Origin of the sequence: Aliivibrio sp. S3MY1 (genome assembly GCF_028765575.1) — a bacterium.
Taxonomy (GTDB): Bacteria; Pseudomonadota; Gammaproteobacteria; order Enterobacterales; family Vibrionaceae; genus Aliivibrio.
This window is the reverse complement of record NZ_JARACO010000019.1, coordinates 28,681-49,746: the sequence shown is the minus strand read 5'-3', so window position 1 is coordinate 49,746 and position 21,066 is coordinate 28,681. Positions and strand designations below refer to the sequence as shown.

The following is a 21,066-nucleotide window of genomic DNA, read 5'->3' as shown; positions in this document are numbered from 1 at the left end:
TTGATCTTCCTGAAGCCTGAGACCTGAATCCTCGCTTTTTCTCTTCCTCGCAGCGAAGCGTCCTATTCTTTATCCGCCTTCCACACCAAATCCCCTATCCCGTCAACTGGCACAAAACCAGTCGGTGCATCAAGAAGTAACTGACGTATCGCTTCATGGTCAAAATCATGACAAGCAGTATCTAACTTATTTAACAAAATATTGTATTCATCTAATGGTAAGAAATCTTCTTGTGCCGTCATGATCCGCTCATGCGCCGTTGAACCAACATTGTCACCTATCAATAACTCTTCATACAGTTTTTCACCAGGGCGCAGGCCTGTGTATTTAATCTCAATATCACCGTATGGATTTAATTTACTTTTCACTTCTAAACCAGAAAGTCGAATTAAATTTTTTGCCAAATCAACTATTTTTACTGATTCGCCCATATCAAGTACAAATACATCACCGCCTTTACCCATAGCCCCTGCTTGAATAACCAATTGAGCTGCTTCAGGAATGGTCATAAAGAAACGCGTGATCTCTTCATGGGTTACCGTAATGGGTTCCCGATTTTCAATTTGACGTTTAAATACCGGCACGACAGAGCCAGATGAGCCTAATACATTACCAAAACGCACCATACAAAAACGCGTACCTGCACTTGCGTCTTTTGCACGGATCTTATTTTGCTGCTCTGCCAACGCTTGCAGACCTAACTCCGCCATACGCTTGGTCGTACCCATAATATTAGTAGGACGAACCGCCTTATCGGTAGAGATCAAAACAAACGACTCAACATTCGCTTCAATCGCAGCTCGCGCGGTATAGTTAGTACCAAAAACGTTATTACGCACCCCTTCCACTACATTATATTCAACCAATGGTACGTGCTTGTACGCTGCGGCGTGATATACCGTTTGAACTTTAAAACTGCCCATTACTTTTGACAAACGGTTAATACGTTGAACCGAACCAAGCAGAGGAATGATTTGAATACCTAAGCCTTCTGCCTCAACAAGTAAAGATAGCTCTCTATCAATCTGATACAAGGCGAACTCAGACAACTCAAATAAGACTAACGCTTTAGGTTTATTTCGAACTATTTGGCGGCACAGCTCAGAGCCAATAGAGCCCCCCGCCCCTGTTACCATAACCACTTTATCTTTAATGTTCGCTTCCATTAAGGATTGCTGTGGAGCAACGGGATCACGACCTAAGAGATCATCAATAGATACATCTTTTAACTCATCAATACTTGCGTTACCTGCAACGATATCTGACATATCAGGAACAGTGAGTATCTCAACAGGTAATAAAGAGATAGTATCAATCACCTCTTTACGACGGCGACGAGACGCACTCGGTATCGCCAATAATATTTGCTTAACACCATGCTTTATTATGACTTTCTCTGCACACGCTGCGGTGTAGACATACAAGCCCATCATCATAGTATTTTGTAATGTGACATCTTCATCAACAAAACCAACTACTTTATGGCTATCAGATTGACGAAGCGCTAATGCCAGTTGACGACCAGCACTACCTGCACCATAAATTAATACCGGATTACCTGTTTTATTTGAGGATTGCGCAACCAAGCTACGAACAATGAGTCGACTACCACCAACACTAATAGCTAAAAAAGCCCCATAAATAATTGGGACAGAGCGGGGTATTGCCGCATCAAACCAAAAAGCCAATCCAGCCATTGCAACTGCTGATATAGCCGTACCCACACCGACTAAAGCCAGTACATGTAAACCTAGGTACCTTAATACAGCTCGATATAGACCAAGCTTAGTAAAAATAAGTAACGTTAAAATAACAGCACTAACTAATACATATAATCCCTCAACTGAAGGTAATGCTTGAAACTTTCCAATGCGGACCCAGTAAGCACCATAAAATGAAATACAGATAAAGAAGAAATCAATCAATAAGCTGATTAAGCGTTTTTTATAGCGAGGAAGTGACCAAATGACGTTTAAATTAAACATAATAAACCATTTATATTTTTATAAGAAAAACCAGCAAAATGAATGATACGGATTAGATATAAAAAATCCCAGAAGTTATAGTGAATAAATCACTTTTCTGGGATTTTAGATTTGTTTCTCGCAATTATTTTACGGCATCACCCGAGCCACTGCCTGTCACTGTCATGATGATGTATTTAAAATAATCTTTAATGGTTAACGTATCAATCATCTGCTTGTCAGTTTTAGCTAACAATTGTGGTGTAGACATATCGATATTTTGAACTTGAGCTAAACCAGTCACACCAGGTAAAACATCATAAACACCTAATGCATCACGCTCTTTAATTAACTCTTCTTGATTAAATAAATTTGGACGAGGACCAACCAAGCTCATTTCACCTTTAACGACATTAATTAGTTGCGGTAATTCATCAATTTTAGTTTTACGAAGAAAATTACCAAGTTTCGTAATTGAAGCATTATTGGCTAAATGGCTAGCCACTGATTTGGTTTCAACTGACATAGTGCGGAACTTAATCAGTTTGAATGGTTTTTTATTACGCCCAACTCGTTCTTGAATGAAGATTGGAGAGCCAGTATCGAATAGACCAATAATGGTAACAATAACTAAAATTGGCCAAAGCAATAACAAACCGAAAAAAGCGGCGAGGAAATCGATAATACGGATCATTTTTTGTTCTCTTTATTTAACAAGAAAGCTTCAGCAGTTTCTTTAAAACCTTCTTGTAATGTTTGAGGTGGCTTCCAGCCAAGTGTTTCTTTTGTGTGAGTGATATCAACCTGCAGTGAACCTAGTAATCTATCGACTACATCTTGTTTCCCAAAAACACTACCCGCCAATCTGAAACACCATTTAGGTATAGGAAGCTGCCATTGAGGCTTATTGAGCGATTTAGCCATTTCACGAACCATTTTTGATGTTGATACATCATGGTCATCAGACACTAAAAATACTTGATTAGCAGCTTTAGGGTGATCAATGCATGTAATAATAAGATCAACTAAATTGTGAACCGATACTAAACTACGCTTATTGTCAGTAATAGACCCAAATGGTAGCGGTAATCCTTTAGATACCAAGTTCATTAACGAAGCAAAGTTCGCTTTAACGCCAGGACCATAAACCAAGGTTGGACGAATTATAACAACCTCTAAACCAGTTTCTTCTGCTAACTCTAGCAATTGCTCTTCCGCTTCTGATTTAGATTGTCCATAAAAATCTTCTGGCTGGCGAATATCTGTTGATTTAAATGATGCATTTAACTTAGTAGATTCACCATTTACTTTAATCGAGCTAACAAAGATAAAACGCTTAACGCCAGCTTCCACTGCCTGTCTTGCAAGATTTAAAGTACCTGCTGTATTAACTTCACGGTAAGAATTAAGAGGATTATGTGATTCATCATCCATCACATGAACACGTGCTGCACAGTGAATAATAAAATTAACATTTTTCAATGCCTTAGTAAAATCTACACTAGCATTTATATCACTTAAATGAAATAAAGAATTAATGATTGAAAGAGGTTTATTTCTACCTAAACACTTTATACTTCTGTCGGATAAAGCCTTAAGTAAGGCTTCACCGACAAAACCAGTCCCCCCAGTTAGCAATATCATTTAAAAATATACCCCAACATTTTACTAGGATATTTAGATAAAATAGAAAACCAACTTGCTTTAATCCCGTTACTTTGACAAGAATCTAATATTTCTTTATTTAAAACGTAGTTTGACATAAAACCGGAGGTACTTACTCCACCAAGGCGCATTTTCACAATCTCTTTTTCTAAATATGCAAATGAAGTATTTGGTAGAGAGAATATTCTTAATACCATGTCAAAGTCAGAAGCTATTTTAAAATCAGTTCGATATAAACCAGCTTTTTCATAACACTCTTTTCTTACATAAAAAGATGGGTGGGCAGGCATCATACCCCGAGAAAATTTACTTTTAACAAACCCCTTAGAAGAATAATGCCTCTTTTTATCTGAAAAGTCGTGCTCAGAATAAAAACCCACATCAGCATAAATGCCGCTATTATCACCAATCGAATTAACTAAGTTTTGAACTACGCTTTCATCTACAAATATATCATCAGAGTTCAATACTCCAACAATATCACCTGTTGCCAATGCAATACCTTTATTCATCGCATCATAAAGGCCATTATCCTGCTCACTGATATGAACCGAAACTATATCTTTATATTTTGAAATGATTTCGTTCGTGCTATCTTTAGAACCACCATCAATTACAATATACTCGATGCCAGAGTAACATTGAGATTGAACAGATTTTAACGTATCTTCAATTGTTTTTTCAGAATTATAACAAACTGTTATTATTGATACTTTCATATAGCTATTTCCACTCTTTAACTAGATTACTCATCATATTAGACAATTGTTTTCGCCAATGTATCGAATTAATACCAGAAACTGATTCAGCACTTGATTTATCAATAACAGAAAATGCAGGCCGTTTAGCTAGAGTAGGGTATGCAGATGTTGGAATTGGTAAAACAGGAATAACCTCTTTTAATAGCCCCTTCTCAATACCTAACTCTTGAATCGCAATAGCAAAATCATACCAAGATGCAATACCAGCATCAGTCCAATGATAAGTCCCCGTAACTTCAGGTTTAGCTGCTACTGCCCATAACCATTGTGCTAGACCTTTAGCCCAAGTAGGCGTACCCACTTGGTCATAGATAATGCCAAGCTGTGGTTTTTCTTGCATCAAACGCAGCATGCTTTTTACGAAGTTATTGCCGTTGACTGAATATACCCAAGCAGTGCGGACTATCACACTCGCGTCAGGCAATATAGTTTGTAAAGCGACCTCTCCAGCAAGCTTTGAAGCACCATAAACATTGATAGGATTAGGTTTTGAATCAGCTTGATAAGGTGTTGTACTAGAACCATCAAATACAAAATCAGTAGATATGTGTAAAATACGCGCATTAATTTGCTTACAGATATTAGCTAAATATTTAGTACCAAGCTCATTCACGGCATAAGCAATCTCTGTATCTTCTTCAGCCTTATCCACCGCAGTATAAGCCGCTGCATTAATTACTAAATCAGGTTTAGTGTTGGTTATAAACTCAGTAACCAATATCTCATTGGTAATATCAAGCTCATTAATACCGACACTAATAACCTCAATACCTTGTGGTGCAAGCTGCTCTAACTCCCAAGCAAGCTGACCGCCTTTCCCTGTAATAACAACTTTCATACTGACTTTTACCTATTAATCAAATTTTGGAGCATCTTGAAAAGAAAAACCATCTGCGTCTTTTGCAGACAACTTAGGCAATTCGCCATCAACTAACGGCCATTCAATAGCAAGTTCAGAATCATCCCAACAAACAGACACTTCAGATTCAGGGTGATAATAATCAGTGCACTTATAAACAAATTCAGCAGTATCAGTTATTACATAGAAACCGTGAGCAAAGCCTTCTGGCACCCACAATTGACGCTTATTTTCAGCCGAAAGCTCCACGCCTACTGCTTTACCAAACGTTGGCGAAGATTGGCGCATATCTACAGCAACATCGTAAACAGCACCCGATGTAACGCGTACTAACTTCCCCTGTGTTTGTTCTTTCTGGAAATGCAGACCTCGCAAAGTACCTTTCGTTGACTTACTGTGGTTGTCTTGAACAAATGGTTTAGCACCTGTTTGTTTCATAAACTCATCTGCACGAAAAGTCTCCATAAAGAAACCGCGTTCATCGCCAAATACATTGACTTCAACAATTTTCACATCAGAAATAGCAGTATCAATAAATTTCATTAAATCACTCCATTAGCGATATTAAATAAGTACTGACCGTAACCTGTTTTCTTCAGCTTTTCTGCCTGATCAAGTAGTTCATATTTAGATAACCAGCCTTGCATATAAGCAATCTCTTCTAAACAAGCGACCTTAAAGCCTTGACGATGTTCAACGGTTTGTACAAATTGACTAGCTTCAAGTAATGAGTCATGCGTACCTGTATCAAGCCAAGCAAAACCACGGCCTAATAACTCAACATTCAAATCACCACGCTCTAAGTAAGCAATATTCACATCGGTAATTTCTAACTCACCACGGTGTGATGGTTTAATGTTTTTAGCAATTTCAACCACATCATTATCATAGAAATATAAACCAGTGACTGCATAGTTAGATTTAGGGCGTTCAGGCTTCTCTTCAATGCTTAACGCCTTGCCACTTTTATCAAACTCAACCACACCAAAACGCTCGGGATCAGAAACACGATAACCAAATACTGAGGCACCTTTTTCCACTTTTGCTGCAGCTAATAGTTTGTCTGAAAAATGTTGACCATAGAAGATGTTATCACCTAATACTAAAGCAACATTATCATCGCCTATAAACTCTTCACCTATAATGAATGCTTGTGCTAACCCATCTGGAGTCGGTTGCTCTTTGTAACTGATTTGAACACCGAATTGGCTACCATCACCCAACATACGCTCAAAATTAGGTAAATCGTCTGGCGTTGAGATAATAAGAATATCTTTAATGCCCGCGAGCATCAAAACTGACAGCGGGTAAAAAATCATTGGTTTGTCATAGATAGGTAATAACTGCTTAGAAGTGCCTAACGTAATAGGATGCAAACGACTGCCTGAACCACCAGCTAAAATAATACCTTTATACTTTGAAACTGAAGCGTTAGTCATAACTACTTAATCTCCGATACGTTCAAGTTGGTATTCACCGTTTAATACACGCTTCCACCAATTTTCATTATTTAAGTACCATTCCACTGTTTTTCTAATACCAGTTTCGAAACTTTCTTTAGGTACCCAACCTAGCTCTTTTTCAATTTTTGATGCGTCGATTGCATAGCGGACATCGTGACCTGGACGGTCTTTAACAAAGGTAATGAGTTCTTTGTAATTAGTTATTTTCGATGAAGAAAAAGTAGGGTTATCAGAGATAGGCCTTAATTCATCAAGAATAGTACAAAGCGTTTCTACCACTTCGATATTTTTCTTTTCATTGTGCCCACCAATGTTGTAGGTTTCACCTACTACACCTTCTGTTACGACTTTATATAAAGCACGAGCATGGTCTTCTACATATAGCCAATCACGAATTTGGCTACCATCACCATAAATAGGTAACGGTTTTGCATCTAACGCATTTAAAATAACATGTGGTATTAGTTTCTCAGGAAAGTGATAAGGACCATAGTTATTTGAACAGTTTGTTACAATCACAGGTAAACCATAAGTACGGTTCCAAGCACGAACTAGGTGGTCACTTGATGCTTTAGAAGCAGAATATGGCGAACTTGGTTCGTAAGACGTTTCTTCGGTAAATAGGCCATCTGTTCCGTCCAAATCACCGTACACTTCATCTGTGCTAATATGATGAAAACGGAAAGCTGTTTTTTTATCTTTAGGCAAAGCAGACCAATATACTCGCGCAGCTTCTAGTAGAGTAAATGTACCAATAATATTAGTTTGAATGAAATCAGTAGGGCCATCAATTGAACGATCCACGTGAGATTCTGCGGCCAAATGCATTATTGATGCGGGTTGATATTTATTAAAAACTTCAACCATGGCATCCATGTTGCAAATATCAGCTTCAACAAAATGATAACGCTCATTTTTATCAATTAAAGACAAAGATTCTAAATTTCCGGCATAAGTGAGGCAATCAACGTTAATCACTGAATCCTCTGTTCTCTCAACTATATAACGTACAACCGCACTACCAATAAATCCAGCACCGCCTGTAACTAATATGTTCATTGTTATTTTTTCCTATAAAATTAATTTACAACAACCTTTTTAATAAAATGTAATATAATAAAGAAAATCTGTAATTTATTTTTGTAATAATTGAAGACTTTGATTTTTCGGATGTTTGTGATGCGTTCATTCCATGGCGGCGATACTTTAATAGTTTATCTGATATAAACGTTGTAGAATATTTTGTCTCAGCAACCAACCCAATCCACCAATCGTGCATCGGAATTTTATTTGGGAAAGGTAAAATATCAGTCAACAATTCACGTCTAAATGCCATGCAACAACCCAAAAAAGAATTTTTATATAAGTTTTTAAAAAAACCAGACTTAGAACCATTTAATTCATAAAAACTTTTATTTAATAATTTTAAATCTATATCATTAACAGTGCAGTCAGAAATAACCAATGTATGATATTTAAGCTTATCAATGAAAATTAGAACTTTATTATCTTCCCAGATATCATCTTGATCAGCAAGAAATATATAATCTCCTTTTGCTTGTTTTAATGCATTACCAAAATTTGCAATCAGACCACTTTGTGGTCCACTAAGTAGTTTAATACGCTTATCTTTTTCTATAAACTTCTTAATAACATCTATAGTCCCATCATTAGAGCCATCATCTGAAATGATTAATTCATCAGATTCTGATAGTTGTTTGATTATACTCGATATCTGCATCTCAATGAATAAAACCCCATTATATGATGCCATGCATACACTGATCATAAAAACCTTATTTAATATTACGAACCTGAAACATAGACAATAAACACAATTTAATTAAAATATTTCCAACACCTGAAAATGGATATGACATTACAAAATATCAATATAACGTCGAAACGAAAAGTAATTAAATTAACATCCTCATAATTTAATAGTTCACAATGGGATGCTGACCTTGTATATATTTTAAATACTAGAGCACTTTATTTCTTATTAATAAATAGATACGTGTCATTATATCTCATATTAACCTATAAATTAAAACAACATATATAAAAACCATAAAAAAACCTAACCGCCCCTCCCCCCCTTAGTCAATAAAAAGGATTTTACCTTATTATAAATTGGGTGCAGTAGTAATATGAACGAAGCTTGAATTCTGCCAATGTTTTTAAACATAATGTCAATTGCTATTTTTTGCTTAAAGTGTTCTAAATGTGAAGATACCCCATTGCTATCGCATTTAGCTATTATTACATCAGTTTTATACCAATTTTTTGCTTTACAAGACTGAAAGAACAAATAATCTGATATCGTTATTCCTTTTGAATTTAAATACAATCCAAATTCATTATGCAATGATTTTTTATAAATTAAAGATTGATGAATTATTCTATTTTTGTTCTCCTGACAAATAAACACTCTTCCATTTGAAAATAAAGTATCCGAGTAGATTAAATCAGCACCTGAAGAATATTTCAACGCACTCTCCAACGCACACTTATCATTAAACAAATCACCAGCATTCATAAAATTTATCCACTTACCCTTAGCTAGGGAAATGCCTTTATTCATCGCATCGTATATCCCATTATCAGGTTCACTGATCCATTTAAATGATATATTATTTTTAAAGGCTATACTTTCGTATTTCTTTATAATATCAACAGAGCAATCGGATGAACCTCCATCAATAATAACACACTCAATATTTTCATAACTTTGATTAATAACCGACTGTAATGTTTTATTAAGATCGTTGCTTACGTTGTAGCAAACCGTCACAACAGTAACTAATTCTTTATTCACTCAATTCACCTATTTTATTTTTTACTTAACAATACCAACTCACCATTAAATATACTAGATGCCGAATATTCACCTGTGACAAATTTATTAAAAAATATAACTGCAAAACAAAGGAAAACTGCAGTTAGAAATTTACGTTGCGATTTTTTAAAATAAACATCAATGGCTATTATAAAAAACCAAGGGAAAAAAATCACAACAAACCCAATAAATCGCTCTGCCAATACGTTTATAGAGGAAAGTATCAACGTTCCCAAAAGAAGCAACATTAAAACATAAAAAAGACGCATTTCTTTTTCGGTTATAACTAAAAGAATTCTGTCCAATTTTACCGCATTAAAAAAACACAACAAAATCACAATTAAACTTGTTATTCCAAATTTAATTCTGTCGATTTCTACCATAGTTATGAAATTTGCTTTTTTTCCTATTTCTGGAATTGATTGCAAAATTTCAACAATCATATCAATGTTTATTAATCGCCCTAAAAACAAGCAAAGAATTAGAGCTAAAAATAGAAAAGTATTATTGAATATAAACCGCTTAAAGAATGGATATGACCAAAGTAAAATAAAGTAAATTATAGATACTTTGTGGACTCCTATGGATAATATCAGAAATAAAACATGTTTACTCTTGCCGGGAAAACCAATAGCAAGTAAAAATATTGCAAAACCTAATAATTGCCTAACCAATTGAGTATGGATTCCAATGGAAGGTACTGTGACTATTGCAAGAATAATAAAAAGTCTATATCGCTGCTGTTTAAATATTTTAAATAATGCGAAAACAAAAATACCATTGAAAGTTAAAGATTTTAAAAACAAATAAATACGAGGATTAATAACTCCAAACACTTGGTAAGTTAGCCAATCAGAACTAATATAAACCCATTCTCGATTAACTATTTTCATATATTGTAAATAATCATAACTCCCAGCTTGTAAATAAGAGCTATAATACCTAATCATATCATCTGACTCTGAAAGGAAGTAAACTCTCGATGAGAATAAAAGGGACGCAAAAATAACAATAGTCAGTCCAAATAAAACATCGTATATAGCTCTGTATTTTCCCAGTGATACAGCAAGTAAAATAGGATATAAAAAAACACAAATTAAACCAAATAAATACACAATAACTTACCATTTTGATTTAAAAAATAACATACTGCTACATTGCAACAAGAATATATATAATTAGAGCGAGTAAACTCCCAATTTCTTAGTTTAAAAAAATTCGCTCTATCCAATATTTAGAATCTCTTTATATAATTGAATATACTTTTCAGCAACAAGCTTACTGTCAAATTCCCGAGTGACCTTATCCCTTGCATTAAAACAAAGTTCGCTATACCTATTATTATCAAGTACCCATTCGATTCCTTTTGCTAAATCACTACAGTCAAAAGGTTGAGCCAAATACCCATTATTCTTATGCTTAATTAAATCTGAATTTCCACCTATATCAAAAGCTACAACAGGGGTTGAGCAAGATAGACTTTCCATTATTGCATTTGATAGATTCTCTTGTAGAGAAGGTACTACCATGACATCTGCAGCACTATACAAAGCAACTAAGCTGACATCGTCATGCAAGCGCCCTAGGTAATGTGTTTTAGAACCAAAATATTGAGGTTTTTTGGGTTCGCTACTGCCAAAAACAACAAGTTCGATATTTTCATTCATTAATTTGTGTAAAGCTTTACTTAATTCTTTAAAACCCTTGTTCATATCGCCAGTGGCGTTACTAGCACCAAACAGAACTAATTTTTTATTCGTAGGTAAAGACCAAAGCTCTCTCGCCTTTTTTTTGTCGAAAGGTTTGAATGTTGTAGTATTAATTGGATTTGGTAAATTAATATGTGGAAGCCCCTTCAAAAGGGAACTACTTTTCGAACACTCATTTAACCAATTACTTAATCCTACAATCGTCATATTTGGCAGTTTTGGAAAAGTACTACTTTTCCTATTCCAAACTTTTCGACTTAAATCTTTTTCCTTATCACTTTTAAGAATGGGGCAATTTCCACAATTTACCTTATAACTTTCGCAATTCCACATAATATGACAGCCACCAGTAAATGCCCAATTATCATGCAAGCTCCAAACAATGGGCGCATTAATTTTAGGTAAATCTTCAATTTTAATCATGCCTCCATTTATCCAATGAAGATGAACAACATCTGGCTTCAATTCATTTATTGTTTTAATTATTTTCCGACTCTCTCCCCAGGAAATACTAAATGGAGCTTGTATTTTACATTTATAAAATTTAATAGGAATCGAGTCAAAGATTGGTCTTAATTTACTTGCTACTTTCTCACCTTTCGAAATGGGCCCTAATACGCTAAAATCATCGCTGGCTTTATCCATTACTAGCATTTTACTATTAACGTTTTTCATTAGAAGTGATTGATGGAGTCTATAGGCAGCTCTCGCTGCACCGCCATTGATATCGGATGCATTTACAATTAATATTTTCATATAACAATATTCTTTTTAATTAAAACTCTTGAGAGTTTATTTATCGCTCTTACTAAAAATGATTTTTCCATTTTCCTATAAAACAATTGTATGCGTTCGAGAGCTATGCTACTTTCTTCAAGGTTCGTTTCAAAAGTGATATTGTTATTTATGTTTAAATTAGCAATGTAGGAAGTATTAACCCCACAATGAATACCGGAACCATCTAGCCCAATATTATCAACAAACGTTTCCGTGGGATTAAGACATAAACCATTTTTTTCAAAAATACTTGCATACCAGTAAATTGCCCATGTATTTATCTTACCCTCTTTATTAGCAAGGACTTGACCCCAAAAATTCTCATAACCATCAAGATTAAACGCTTTTATTTTTTCGGCAGTAAAACTCTCCATTAGCTTATCAGTATTTTTTTCAAAATGCTGCCATCGGTCATCCCAGGTAGCCCAACCCCAACAATTCATAGTGCGCCATAAAAATGTATCTGCAATCCCATCAGTTTCAATCGGATAATTCCAACCACTGATATGCCAGATATCTTTTTTATTTGAATAAAGGTCTAATGCATCATTCATGAATGTCAAAAAATATGGGCTTGTTACTAAATCATCTTCCAGAACGATCACTTTTCCATATTTATTAACTATTTCAGTAACACCACTAATTATCGAATTTGCTAAACCAACATTTGTCTCTTGCTTTATAACTGTTATTTTTTTGAATCCTGAAACATCAGAGATTAAATTACACACTTCATCGACTTGCTGTTGCGCAGACTCATTTTTAGCGGCGTCAGCATATATAAATAACTCACTTTCAGATGCAAGTACATTTTGTTGCAAGGCCTGTATTGTTTTTTTTGTATGATCTGGTCGATTATAAACAAACAGTATAATAGGGGCTAAGGACATCAATAGAGCCTCTTATTTTATAGTTAGAATTACAAATAGATGTTGAATGTAAATTAAGCAAAAATAAAAACAACAAGACATCACAAATACCTATAACGTATTTTAAAGACTGTAGCTTTTTATGATTTTACACTGACAGTCTTGGTTTGTTATTTTCAGTTAAAATCACCATTTAAATTATTAATTAAAAAGAGGTGCTTACCACGCTTCGTTAAAGGAATATCATCTACATATGAAAAAAACAAATCAACATCCGTTACTTTGTTAAAGTTTTTTAGTATCTCATCTTCATCCATCTTATCATAGGTTGATTCCTTAACAATCAAGATATTAACAATACCTATTTCATTTTGTATTAATTGCCAGTGCTTGATTCTTGAAAATGCTTTTAAATGTTGGCCGAAAATAAGACCGGTTAAAAAGACTTTCTGGCCACTTTTAGAAACTATAAAATCCTGATTTCTACCAATTATTTTTTTAAATTTTACAATACCTCCATTTCGATAAGAAAGTTCAACTAAATCACCTGTATCATATCGAATAAAGGGCATTCCAATATTATTAAATCCAGTAACTACTACTTTGCCAATTTCTCCAACATCAACATCATAGCCATGTTCATCAACAATTTCTATATAGCCATAGATTGGAGAAGACTGGTAAATGTAAGATGAGTCTAATGTATAACAATACAAGCACATTTCGGTATGCCCATATTCGAAATAAACTAGAGTATTAAAAGCTTTTTCAATATTTTTTCGCTGTGAAACTGAGCACATTTCAGCTGTAAGGTTAATGCCTTTAACTTTAAATGGCATTTGTATATTGTGAGCTAAAATGTACGTTGCAATAGAGTCCCAAAATGATGGATACCCACGTAAAATAGATGGACGCAATAATACAAGCTTATCGACATATAGATGGATATTTTCAGAAGTCATGTAAAGAGCAGAAAATGCATACTCGCCCCAAACACAATCCTTATAATTTTTCAACCAGAATAGATTTTTCCCAAGTTGTTTCTCAGGTAAATTAAAGCCACCACAACTAACAATCATATCTCCTTTTTTGTACCCCATTTTAGAGTACAAATACCAATGGTGTGCGTTATCATTCGCGCCAGATAATTTATCCACGTAAAACTCCAGCGGTTTACCGGTACTCCCACCAGTGTTTCTTTTACTAAGGTGATTCAAGTTAAATTGCCTACTTAGTAAAGCCTTTTCATTTGCTCTAATTATGCTCTTTGTCAAAATTGGAATTTTTTTAAAACTATCGATAGAATTTAGTTGAATATTTTTCTCATCAAAAATATTCTTATAATATTCAGTATATTCTGTGGCGTACTCCAATAAACTAAATAGTTCACTCCGTTGAAGTTCAGCCCTCCTTACTTCAGAATAAAGTTCTATTTTTTCTAATTTAGTGACAATATCACTTACTCTTTTTCTAATCGCTTTATTAGCAAAGAAAGAATAGAAACCATATAAAAAGGGGAAATATAAAAATAATTTTTTCACTTGTTTTTTTAGCATATTCTTCATTTATCAGTCATTTAAAAAACATTTTACTTGCTCACTAATTTTTAAAGATTCTTTTGTCATATAAACGTCAGCATCCCTTTTTTTCTGCACTTTATAAGATTGCATCAATATGTTTTTAATTTTATTAATTACTCTTCTTTGAAATGATATAATAAAGTTTACACTTCCAATTATTCTAGAAAGGCCAATTATAGGTAAATATGGCATTTTATTGTCATTTAGTAATTCAATGAATAACTTCCTTTTCTTTTGTAAAACACCCTTCTTTCTTAACTCTGAATAAGCACTTGAGAAAACAAGCATTTTAAACAACTTATTATTTAAAATCGCATTATCACGTTCCCCTCTAAGAGAACTCGTGGATAATAACGCATTCCAAAGATATAGAGATAAAGACCCAATAGAAGGTTTCCCTGCTGCCACTTGATACTTTATACCATCTGAAATAAAGCCATTTTCATCACTATTTGCTCCCGAATACTCTGTCCTTGACGAAGATGTACCGACCCAACCGAGTGGAATAAATGACTTTAAATATTTTGACTCCAACGATAAAGCAATTGAAGCTAAATTTGCGTCAGGGGGAATTGTTGAAAATAGCGCTCCTCCTTGCTTTGCTTTTGCCTCATCAATGAGAGACATATGGAATAAGGAATTGGTATACATTTGAGGTAACTCAAAATAGGGCTGCCCCCCAAAAAGGGACAAATAAATTTCTTTACGGGAGTTTAAAATAGAGAATTCTTTCCTAGCAGTATATGAAACTGCAGTATCTCCATATAATTCAGCAGCGCCTTCCCAAAAAAAATAAGCCCTACTGGAGGCAATTACTCGTAAATTATTCTCATTACATTGTTTTGTTAATTTATCCGCTAATTCAAAAAAATAAGCTTGCAGACCATCATCAACCCCTAAGAACATTACCCACTCACCCGATGAATAGTTGATAGCATCGGCAAAGTTACCAATTGCCCCTAGATTTTTTTTTTGGAATACAACTTTAATATTAGGATGTTGTTGTTGATTTAAATATTCTCTAGTTCCATCAGTCGAGCAGTCATCTACTATAATTAATTCATAATCTGTATAGTTTTGATTTATGACTGTATTTATACAAATTGGTAAATATTCAAGCCCATTGTATACAGGAAGAATAATACTATATTTAACATTTTCATTCTTCATAGAACACCTCAACATTTCTTTTAGTTATTATTTTTATTAACTAACGTCTTACAGTTATACCTTTTTTTATAGCAGGTAATCCAAAAGCCTTTGTGTATTTTTCAACATTTTTAGTAACTAAAGAAAGAGCTCCTATTAAACTCTCTTTACCAACCGTTAATTTATTTAGTACTACTGCATTAGGTGCTAACCAAACACCGTCATCAAGCAAAGAGCTTCCAGTCATAATAACACCAGAAGTTAATACACAGTTCTTACCAATTTTACAATTATGAGCTATTGATACTAAGTTATCTATTTTTGTCGAAGCACCTATTTCGGTATAACCATCAAATAAGCTTTTTGCTATGCATGTGTTCGCTCCAATACTCACATTGTCATGGATTTTAACTCCGCCGACATGTTTTATTAAATAAGGAATGTCATCATTATATAAAACCTGAAAACCTTCTTCTCCAATTATGACTCCAGAATTTATTACAACATTATTGCCAATAATACTTCCTGTATGAATTACAGCATTAGGACCTATCTGTACATTATTTTTAATGATCACACCGTCTTCAACCACCGCTGTTGGATGTATAACGACGTTTTCCCCTATTATCAATTTGGTTTCTAAATTGGAGTAATAAAAGTCCGTTTTTTCATATAAATAATGATGAAGACTGTAAAACTCTTTTTCAGGACTATCGACAAGAAAAAAAGTGATTTTCTTTCTTAACTCTGGTTCTAGTAACAGAAAGTGTTCCTCTGTTACTAATGCACATACAATTTCATCTTGTTCTAAATACCTCAAATAATTTTCATGACTAACGTAAGTTAAATTATTCCCTTTTAACTCACGATTAGCTAAATTTAGAGCATTTATTGCTACGTTTTTTCCTAGAAAATCGATACCAAGTATTTTGGAAACATCCTGTATTAAAATATTCCTAAAAGTCATAATCAGCCTCAGTCATCCACCAACCACACGGTAAATTCAATTGTTTTCTTGAAAACTCATTGACTCCGTCTAATCTCATTATTTGGCTGCCGAAAACAGAATAAAGATCATTTCTTAGGTGTACCTTAGATGCATAAATATCTTTTTCCCGTAAATCAATGAGAAGCTCATCTCTATTTTCACATAAAATAGTAAAGGCCCAATATGAAGAATTGATGCCTTTCCTTTTTTTCATTAAACGTATACCGGGGTGATTTTCGAAATATTTTTCCCAACGTAAAGCGTTGTCACGTTGCTTTGTTAAAAGAGATTCAATAAAGGGCATCTGCGAAGCACCAACATAACCTGATATGTTGTTCATCGCAGAAGAATCTCCCATAGACGCGATGTCGCAAGCTTCTGAAATTTCCCCTAACTCATCCCTAAAATTCTCGCGCTTGATTCCAAGATCCCTCATTAGAAGAGCTTTCTCGAACAATGCTTGGTGATTGAAGCTTAAGCCTCCGCCATCTATGGCGTTAGGTAATCTAACAGGAGTAAATGAAAAACAAACAATGTCTGTATTGGTATTACCTAACTTGTTTCCTTTGTACTCGGCGCCAAAAGACTCCGTTGCATCTTCGATAACGAATATTTTATTGTCTTTAGCAATCTGATTAATTTCGTCAATATAGCCAGGATAACCAGCCCAATGATAATGAATAATTGCTTTTGTGTTCTTTGTTATTTTCTTTTCCACGTCTTTAGGATCTAATGACCCTGTCAAAGGGTCAATATCAGCCCAAACGACCTGTGCACCTGCATATTTTACTGGCTGAGTCGTCATCAAACAGCTCATAGGAGAGACGATCACTTCGTCTCCCGCTTCAATGCCTATAAGCTTTAGAGCAAAAAACATCGAGTTCCCAGACGTCGTCAGTATCTTGTCATTACCTACGTATTTACGTAGTTTTTCCTCAAAATGTTTTGTATGTACACCATAGCTGAGATGGCCAGAGCACAGTATTTCATTAACACCATCCGCAGTATCGTCAGGCATAAATACTTTAAACAAAGGGACCATAACATCACCAACCTTGCTTGATCACATTGACAATATGCTCTCGGTCTTCATCTGTAACCCACCATCCACATGGAATATGAACCCACTCCCTTTCAAACTCATCTAAATTCGGTAATGTGGTTTTGCTCTCGTTGAAAATGGTATGCGAATCATTTCGTTTATGAAGGTCAGAAGCCATGATTCCCTGTTCAGCTAATCTCGCCATAAAAGCTTGTTTATTCTTTACTTTTACGGTGTAAAGCCAATAGGACGGTTGGGAGTTTGGGTAATAGTCAAGAAGAGTTAAACCAGAAATATTCTTCAAGGCTTCATCGAAGAACTTACCATTCTCGATATATCGACCAACCACTTTATCGATACTTTTTAGCTGAACGAGACCAACAGTCGCATTCACATTGTTCATGTGATACTTGTAGCCTTGGACTTTGATATCGTTTTCTTGTCGGCTCACCTTTTTACTGATACCAAACCAACGAATAAGCTTAGCTTTTTCAAATTCGTCATTGTCTTTGATACACAAAGCACCACCATCAATTGTAGTAAAGTGCTTAATGGCCTGAAATGAAAAAATAGTATACTTGAAATGATTGCCAATTTTTTGGCCTTCAAAAGAGGCACCAAAAGCATGAGCACCATCTTCAATAACAGGGATTCCATATTTATTTTCAATCTTTTGAAACTTCTTAATATCCATTGGAATACCGGCATAGTCTACAACCATTATTGCCTTGGTATTCTCTGTTATCTTTTTCTCTACGTCTTCCGGGCACAAATTTCCGGTTTTCGGATCGATATCTGCCCAGACAATTTTTGCACCTGTTTGCTTGATAACTGTGTTAGTCGGTTCGGCAGTAAGAGCAGTAGAGATAACCTCATCCCCCTCCTTTACACCTGCAAGTATGAGTGCAATATGAAGAGCCGCAGAGCCACTATTCACAGTCAAACAATTGGAGTTACCTAAGTACTGAGCTAATTGTCTTTCAAAATCGTCGACTGCCTCACCTTGAGCTATATAACCCGAGTAAATTACTTTCTCTAACTCAGGCATAAGTTGATCTTTAGGAGGCATAAACGTTTTAATTAGAGGTATCATCAATTAATTCCCAGTTCTTGTTTAACGTAATCTAAAGTAAGAAGTAGCGCTTTTAACTCTTCCACTGTCAATCTTTGCGTATTGTGTGAATTATACTCATCAAACTCTAACTTTTGCGCTTCCTCTTGAACATATTTCGTGTAGTTCAAATCCCGGAAGTCAGCAGGAACTTGGTAAAAGTCCCCCATATCAGTCGCTTTTGCCATTTCCTCACGACCACAAAGGGATTCAAATAATTTCTCTCCATGACGCTCGCCAATAATTTTAATTTCGTTATCAGCGTTAAACAGCTCTTTTAAAGCAATAGCAAGGTCACCCACTGTAGCAGCCGGTGCTTTCTGAACAAAAACATCACCGGGATTAGCATTCTCAAAAGCGAATAACACTAAGTCCACAGAATCCACTAGAGACATCATAAATCGAGTCATCTCTGGATTTGTAATTGTAAGTGGAAGACCACTCTTAATTTGTTCGATAAACAGAGGAATTATCGAACCTCTTGAAGCCATTACGTTGCCGTATCGTGTTGCGCAGATAGTGCTATTGTTGTCTTTCACTCGTTTATCCCGAGCTTTTGAAACCGCTAACTTTTCCATCAACGCCTTCGACATTCCCATACTATTAATAGGGTAAACGGCCTTGTCAGTACTTAGTACAACCACTTTTTTTACATTATTAACGGCTGCGGCTTCCAAAACATTCTCAGCACCAAGTAGGTTTGTCTTAATTGCTTCCATTGGATAGAATTCACACGAAGGTACTTGCTTGAGAGCTGCGGCATGGAAAAGGTAATCTACGCCTCGCATCGCGTTATTTATGCTGTCAAAATCTCGAATATCACCGATAACAAAGTTGAGTTTATCACTCTTGTACTTTATTCGCATGTCTTCTTGTTTTTTCTCATCTCGGCTAAAGATTCGAATTTCTTCAATATCTGAATTTAGAAAACGATCTAATACTGCATTACCAAATGATCCTGTACCACCAGTGATCATTAATATTTTATTTTTAAACATACTTTTCACCTGTAGTAAATATGTGAACATCTTTTTCAATTAAATAAACCATTAAACAGCTCCCTAAACAAGAAGTTATTATGGCTGAGTAAACTGCACCTAAACCACCAAATATGGGTATTAACCACAGATTGAAGATAACAGTTGTAACGATGGCTAATATTGCTATATATAGATGTATTTTTGTTTTTCCTACAATGTATGTTATTTGAGAATATGCAAATAAAGTGACATAAGGCAATCCACTCCAGATTTGAAGAGATAAATATGACCCTGCCTCGATGAAATCCTTTCCAAATAATAGTGTCATTAGAAAATCTGAAAATAAAGATATAATAATTGCAAAAGAAACAGAGAAAGCAAACATTATTTTTGTTATAATTAAAACTCTATCTTTTAAAATATCTAAACTTTCGCTTTTTGCTTTTATTAATGCAGGGTAAATTGAAGATCCTAGCATTACAGGTATAAGAAACCATAATTCAGATATACGTAAAGCTGCAGAATAATTACCAACATCAGTAAAACTTCCTAAATTCCCAAGCATTACCTGTCCGAGTTTTAATTTTATCACGGCGGCTATTGCGGCAAAAATAAGAGGCCAGCTATCTTTAAGTAAGCCTTTTGCTATTGTTAGCTTAAATGAATAATTAGATAAGTTAAAACTCGTCTTTTTTATAAAGAAATATAATAAAAATACAGATAATGAAAAACTATCAAACAAGACAATTTTTGCAAAATCAATTAAAGGAGCATTAGTAAATATGAGTGTTATTTTAATTATTGCACTGAGTAGGATAGATGCCATATTAGCTATGACGACAAATTTACTTTTTACAATGCTTTGAAAGTATAAATTTATAATATTGAAAGTTTGGAAAATAAAGGAAAAACCCATAATAAAAGCGATTAATTTTATTTCCATAGCTAAGCTAGAAATTAATATTCCTATACACAATAGAAATAAAGCGAAGCATGCTCCAATAACTTTCAACGCGAAGGCTGTAGCTAATACTTCTTCATTCGTATTTTCTTTCTTTACCAATTCTCGGATAACAATGCTATCAAGACCGAGTGTCGCTATACTCGCAAAGATAGCAACAAAGCTCCCAACATATGAAAATATCCCAAACTGTTCCGGCCCCAAATAACGAGCGACCCAAACACCGATAAAGAGAGCTACAATGAGTTTTAGCACATTATCTGCGAGCAACCATGATGTATTATTTAAATACATCATGATAACAGAATGCTTTTTAAACCTTTTTATTTTTTTAATAATACTCATTAAG

The 21,066-nt window shown here is 34.6% G+C and carries 20 protein-coding genes; all 20 read right to left on the bottom strand.

Features of this window, described 5'->3' with window-relative positions; translation table 11 throughout:
* Window positions 1–62: 62 nt before the first annotated feature.
* Window positions 63–1,985 carry a nucleoside-diphosphate sugar epimerase/dehydratase gene (locus tag PVK62_RS12890; RefSeq protein ID WP_274444480.1) on the bottom strand — a complete coding sequence of 641 codons (1,923 nt, stop codon included), beginning with the start codon at window positions 1,983–1,985 and terminating at the stop codon, window positions 63–65.
* A 124-nt stretch (window positions 1,986–2,109) separates the two neighbouring features.
* Window positions 2,110–2,658, bottom strand: coding sequence for a sugar transferase (locus tag PVK62_RS12885; protein ID WP_274444482.1), 549 nt, complete (start codon window positions 2,656–2,658; stop codon window positions 2,110–2,112).
* On the bottom strand, window positions 2,655–3,608 hold the full coding sequence (locus PVK62_RS12880) for a UDP-glucose 4-epimerase family protein (RefSeq protein WP_274444484.1): 954 nt from the start codon (window positions 3,606–3,608) through the stop codon (window positions 2,655–2,657). The genes PVK62_RS12885 and PVK62_RS12880 overlap by 4 nt, the downstream gene beginning before the upstream one ends.
* Complete coding sequence (locus tag PVK62_RS12875; protein WP_274444486.1) at window positions 3,605–4,348, bottom strand: glycosyltransferase family 2 protein; 744 nt, start codon at window positions 4,346–4,348, stop codon at window positions 3,605–3,607. The genes PVK62_RS12880 and PVK62_RS12875 overlap by 4 nt, the downstream gene beginning before the upstream one ends.
* 4 nt (window positions 4,349–4,352) lie before the next feature.
* Window positions 4,353–5,228 (bottom strand): dTDP-4-dehydrorhamnose reductase, encoded by an 876-nt coding sequence (gene rfbD, locus PVK62_RS12870; protein WP_274444488.1) that lies wholly within the window; start codon window positions 5,226–5,228, stop codon window positions 4,353–4,355.
* Window positions 5,229–5,243: 15 nt separating this feature from the next.
* Window positions 5,244–5,792 carry a dTDP-4-dehydrorhamnose 3,5-epimerase gene (rfbC, locus tag PVK62_RS12865; RefSeq protein ID WP_274444490.1) on the bottom strand — a complete coding sequence of 183 codons (549 nt, stop codon included), beginning with the start codon at window positions 5,790–5,792 and terminating at the stop codon, window positions 5,244–5,246.
* A complete protein-coding gene (gene rfbA / locus PVK62_RS12860; protein ID WP_274444491.1) occupies window positions 5,792–6,688 on the bottom strand; it encodes a glucose-1-phosphate thymidylyltransferase RfbA in 897 nt (298 codons plus the stop codon). Before rfbA ends, rfbC begins: the two co-directional genes overlap by 1 nt.
* A gap of 6 nt (window positions 6,689–6,694) precedes the next feature.
* Complete coding sequence (gene rfbB / locus PVK62_RS12855) at window positions 6,695–7,771, bottom strand: dTDP-glucose 4,6-dehydratase (protein WP_274444493.1); 1,077 nt, start codon at window positions 7,769–7,771, stop codon at window positions 6,695–6,697.
* 25 nt (window positions 7,772–7,796) lie between these two features.
* Window positions 7,797–8,486 (bottom strand): glycosyltransferase family 2 protein, encoded by a 690-nt coding sequence (locus PVK62_RS12850; protein ID WP_274444495.1) that lies wholly within the window; start codon window positions 8,484–8,486, stop codon window positions 7,797–7,799.
* 306 nt (window positions 8,487–8,792) lie between these two features.
* Window positions 8,793–9,530 carry a glycosyltransferase family 2 protein gene (locus PVK62_RS12845; protein ID WP_274444496.1) on the bottom strand — a complete coding sequence of 246 codons (738 nt, stop codon included), beginning with the start codon at window positions 9,528–9,530 and terminating at the stop codon, window positions 8,793–8,795.
* Window positions 9,531–9,544: 14 nt separating this feature from the next.
* Window positions 9,545–10,666 (bottom strand): EpsG family protein, encoded by a 1,122-nt coding sequence (locus tag PVK62_RS12840; RefSeq protein WP_274444498.1) that lies wholly within the window; start codon window positions 10,664–10,666, stop codon window positions 9,545–9,547.
* 108 nt (window positions 10,667–10,774) lie between these two features.
* Complete coding sequence (locus PVK62_RS12835; protein WP_274444500.1) at window positions 10,775–12,016, bottom strand: glycosyltransferase family 4 protein; 1,242 nt, start codon at window positions 12,014–12,016, stop codon at window positions 10,775–10,777.
* On the bottom strand, window positions 12,013–12,927 hold the full coding sequence (locus PVK62_RS12830; RefSeq protein WP_274444502.1) for a glycosyltransferase: 915 nt from the start codon (window positions 12,925–12,927) through the stop codon (window positions 12,013–12,015). Before PVK62_RS12830 ends, PVK62_RS12835 begins: the two co-directional genes overlap by 4 nt.
* Window positions 12,928–13,082: 155 nt before the next feature.
* Entirely contained in the window at window positions 13,083–14,471 is a 1,389-nt protein-coding gene (locus tag PVK62_RS12825) for a hypothetical protein (RefSeq protein ID WP_274444504.1), read from the bottom strand.
* Window positions 14,472–14,474: 3 nt separating this feature from the next.
* Complete coding sequence (locus PVK62_RS12820; protein ID WP_274444506.1) at window positions 14,475–15,656, bottom strand: glycosyltransferase family 2 protein; 1,182 nt, start codon at window positions 15,654–15,656, stop codon at window positions 14,475–14,477.
* Window positions 15,657–15,696: 40 nt separating this feature from the next.
* On the bottom strand, window positions 15,697–16,602 hold the full coding sequence (locus tag PVK62_RS12815; protein WP_274444507.1) for a UDP-3-O-(3-hydroxymyristoyl)glucosamine N-acyltransferase: 906 nt from the start codon (window positions 16,600–16,602) through the stop codon (window positions 15,697–15,699).
* Complete coding sequence (locus tag PVK62_RS12810; RefSeq protein WP_274444510.1) at window positions 16,592–17,665, bottom strand: DegT/DnrJ/EryC1/StrS family aminotransferase; 1,074 nt, start codon at window positions 17,663–17,665, stop codon at window positions 16,592–16,594. The genes PVK62_RS12815 and PVK62_RS12810 overlap by 11 nt, the downstream gene beginning before the upstream one ends.
* A gap of 4 nt (window positions 17,666–17,669) precedes the next feature.
* Entirely contained in the window at window positions 17,670–18,713 is a 1,044-nt protein-coding gene (locus tag PVK62_RS12805; RefSeq protein WP_274444512.1) for a DegT/DnrJ/EryC1/StrS family aminotransferase, read from the bottom strand.
* Window positions 18,714–18,757: 44 nt separating this feature from the next.
* The gene (locus tag PVK62_RS12800; RefSeq protein ID WP_274444513.1) at window positions 18,758–19,774 is read right to left on the bottom strand and encodes a polysaccharide biosynthesis protein; all 1,017 of its coding nucleotides are present in this window, start codon (window positions 19,772–19,774) and stop codon (window positions 18,758–18,760) included.
* A complete protein-coding gene (locus PVK62_RS12795) occupies window positions 19,767–21,062 on the bottom strand; it encodes a flippase (RefSeq protein ID WP_274444514.1) in 1,296 nt (431 codons plus the stop codon). Before PVK62_RS12795 ends, PVK62_RS12800 begins: the two co-directional genes overlap by 8 nt.
* Window positions 21,063–21,066: the final 4 nt, after the last annotated feature.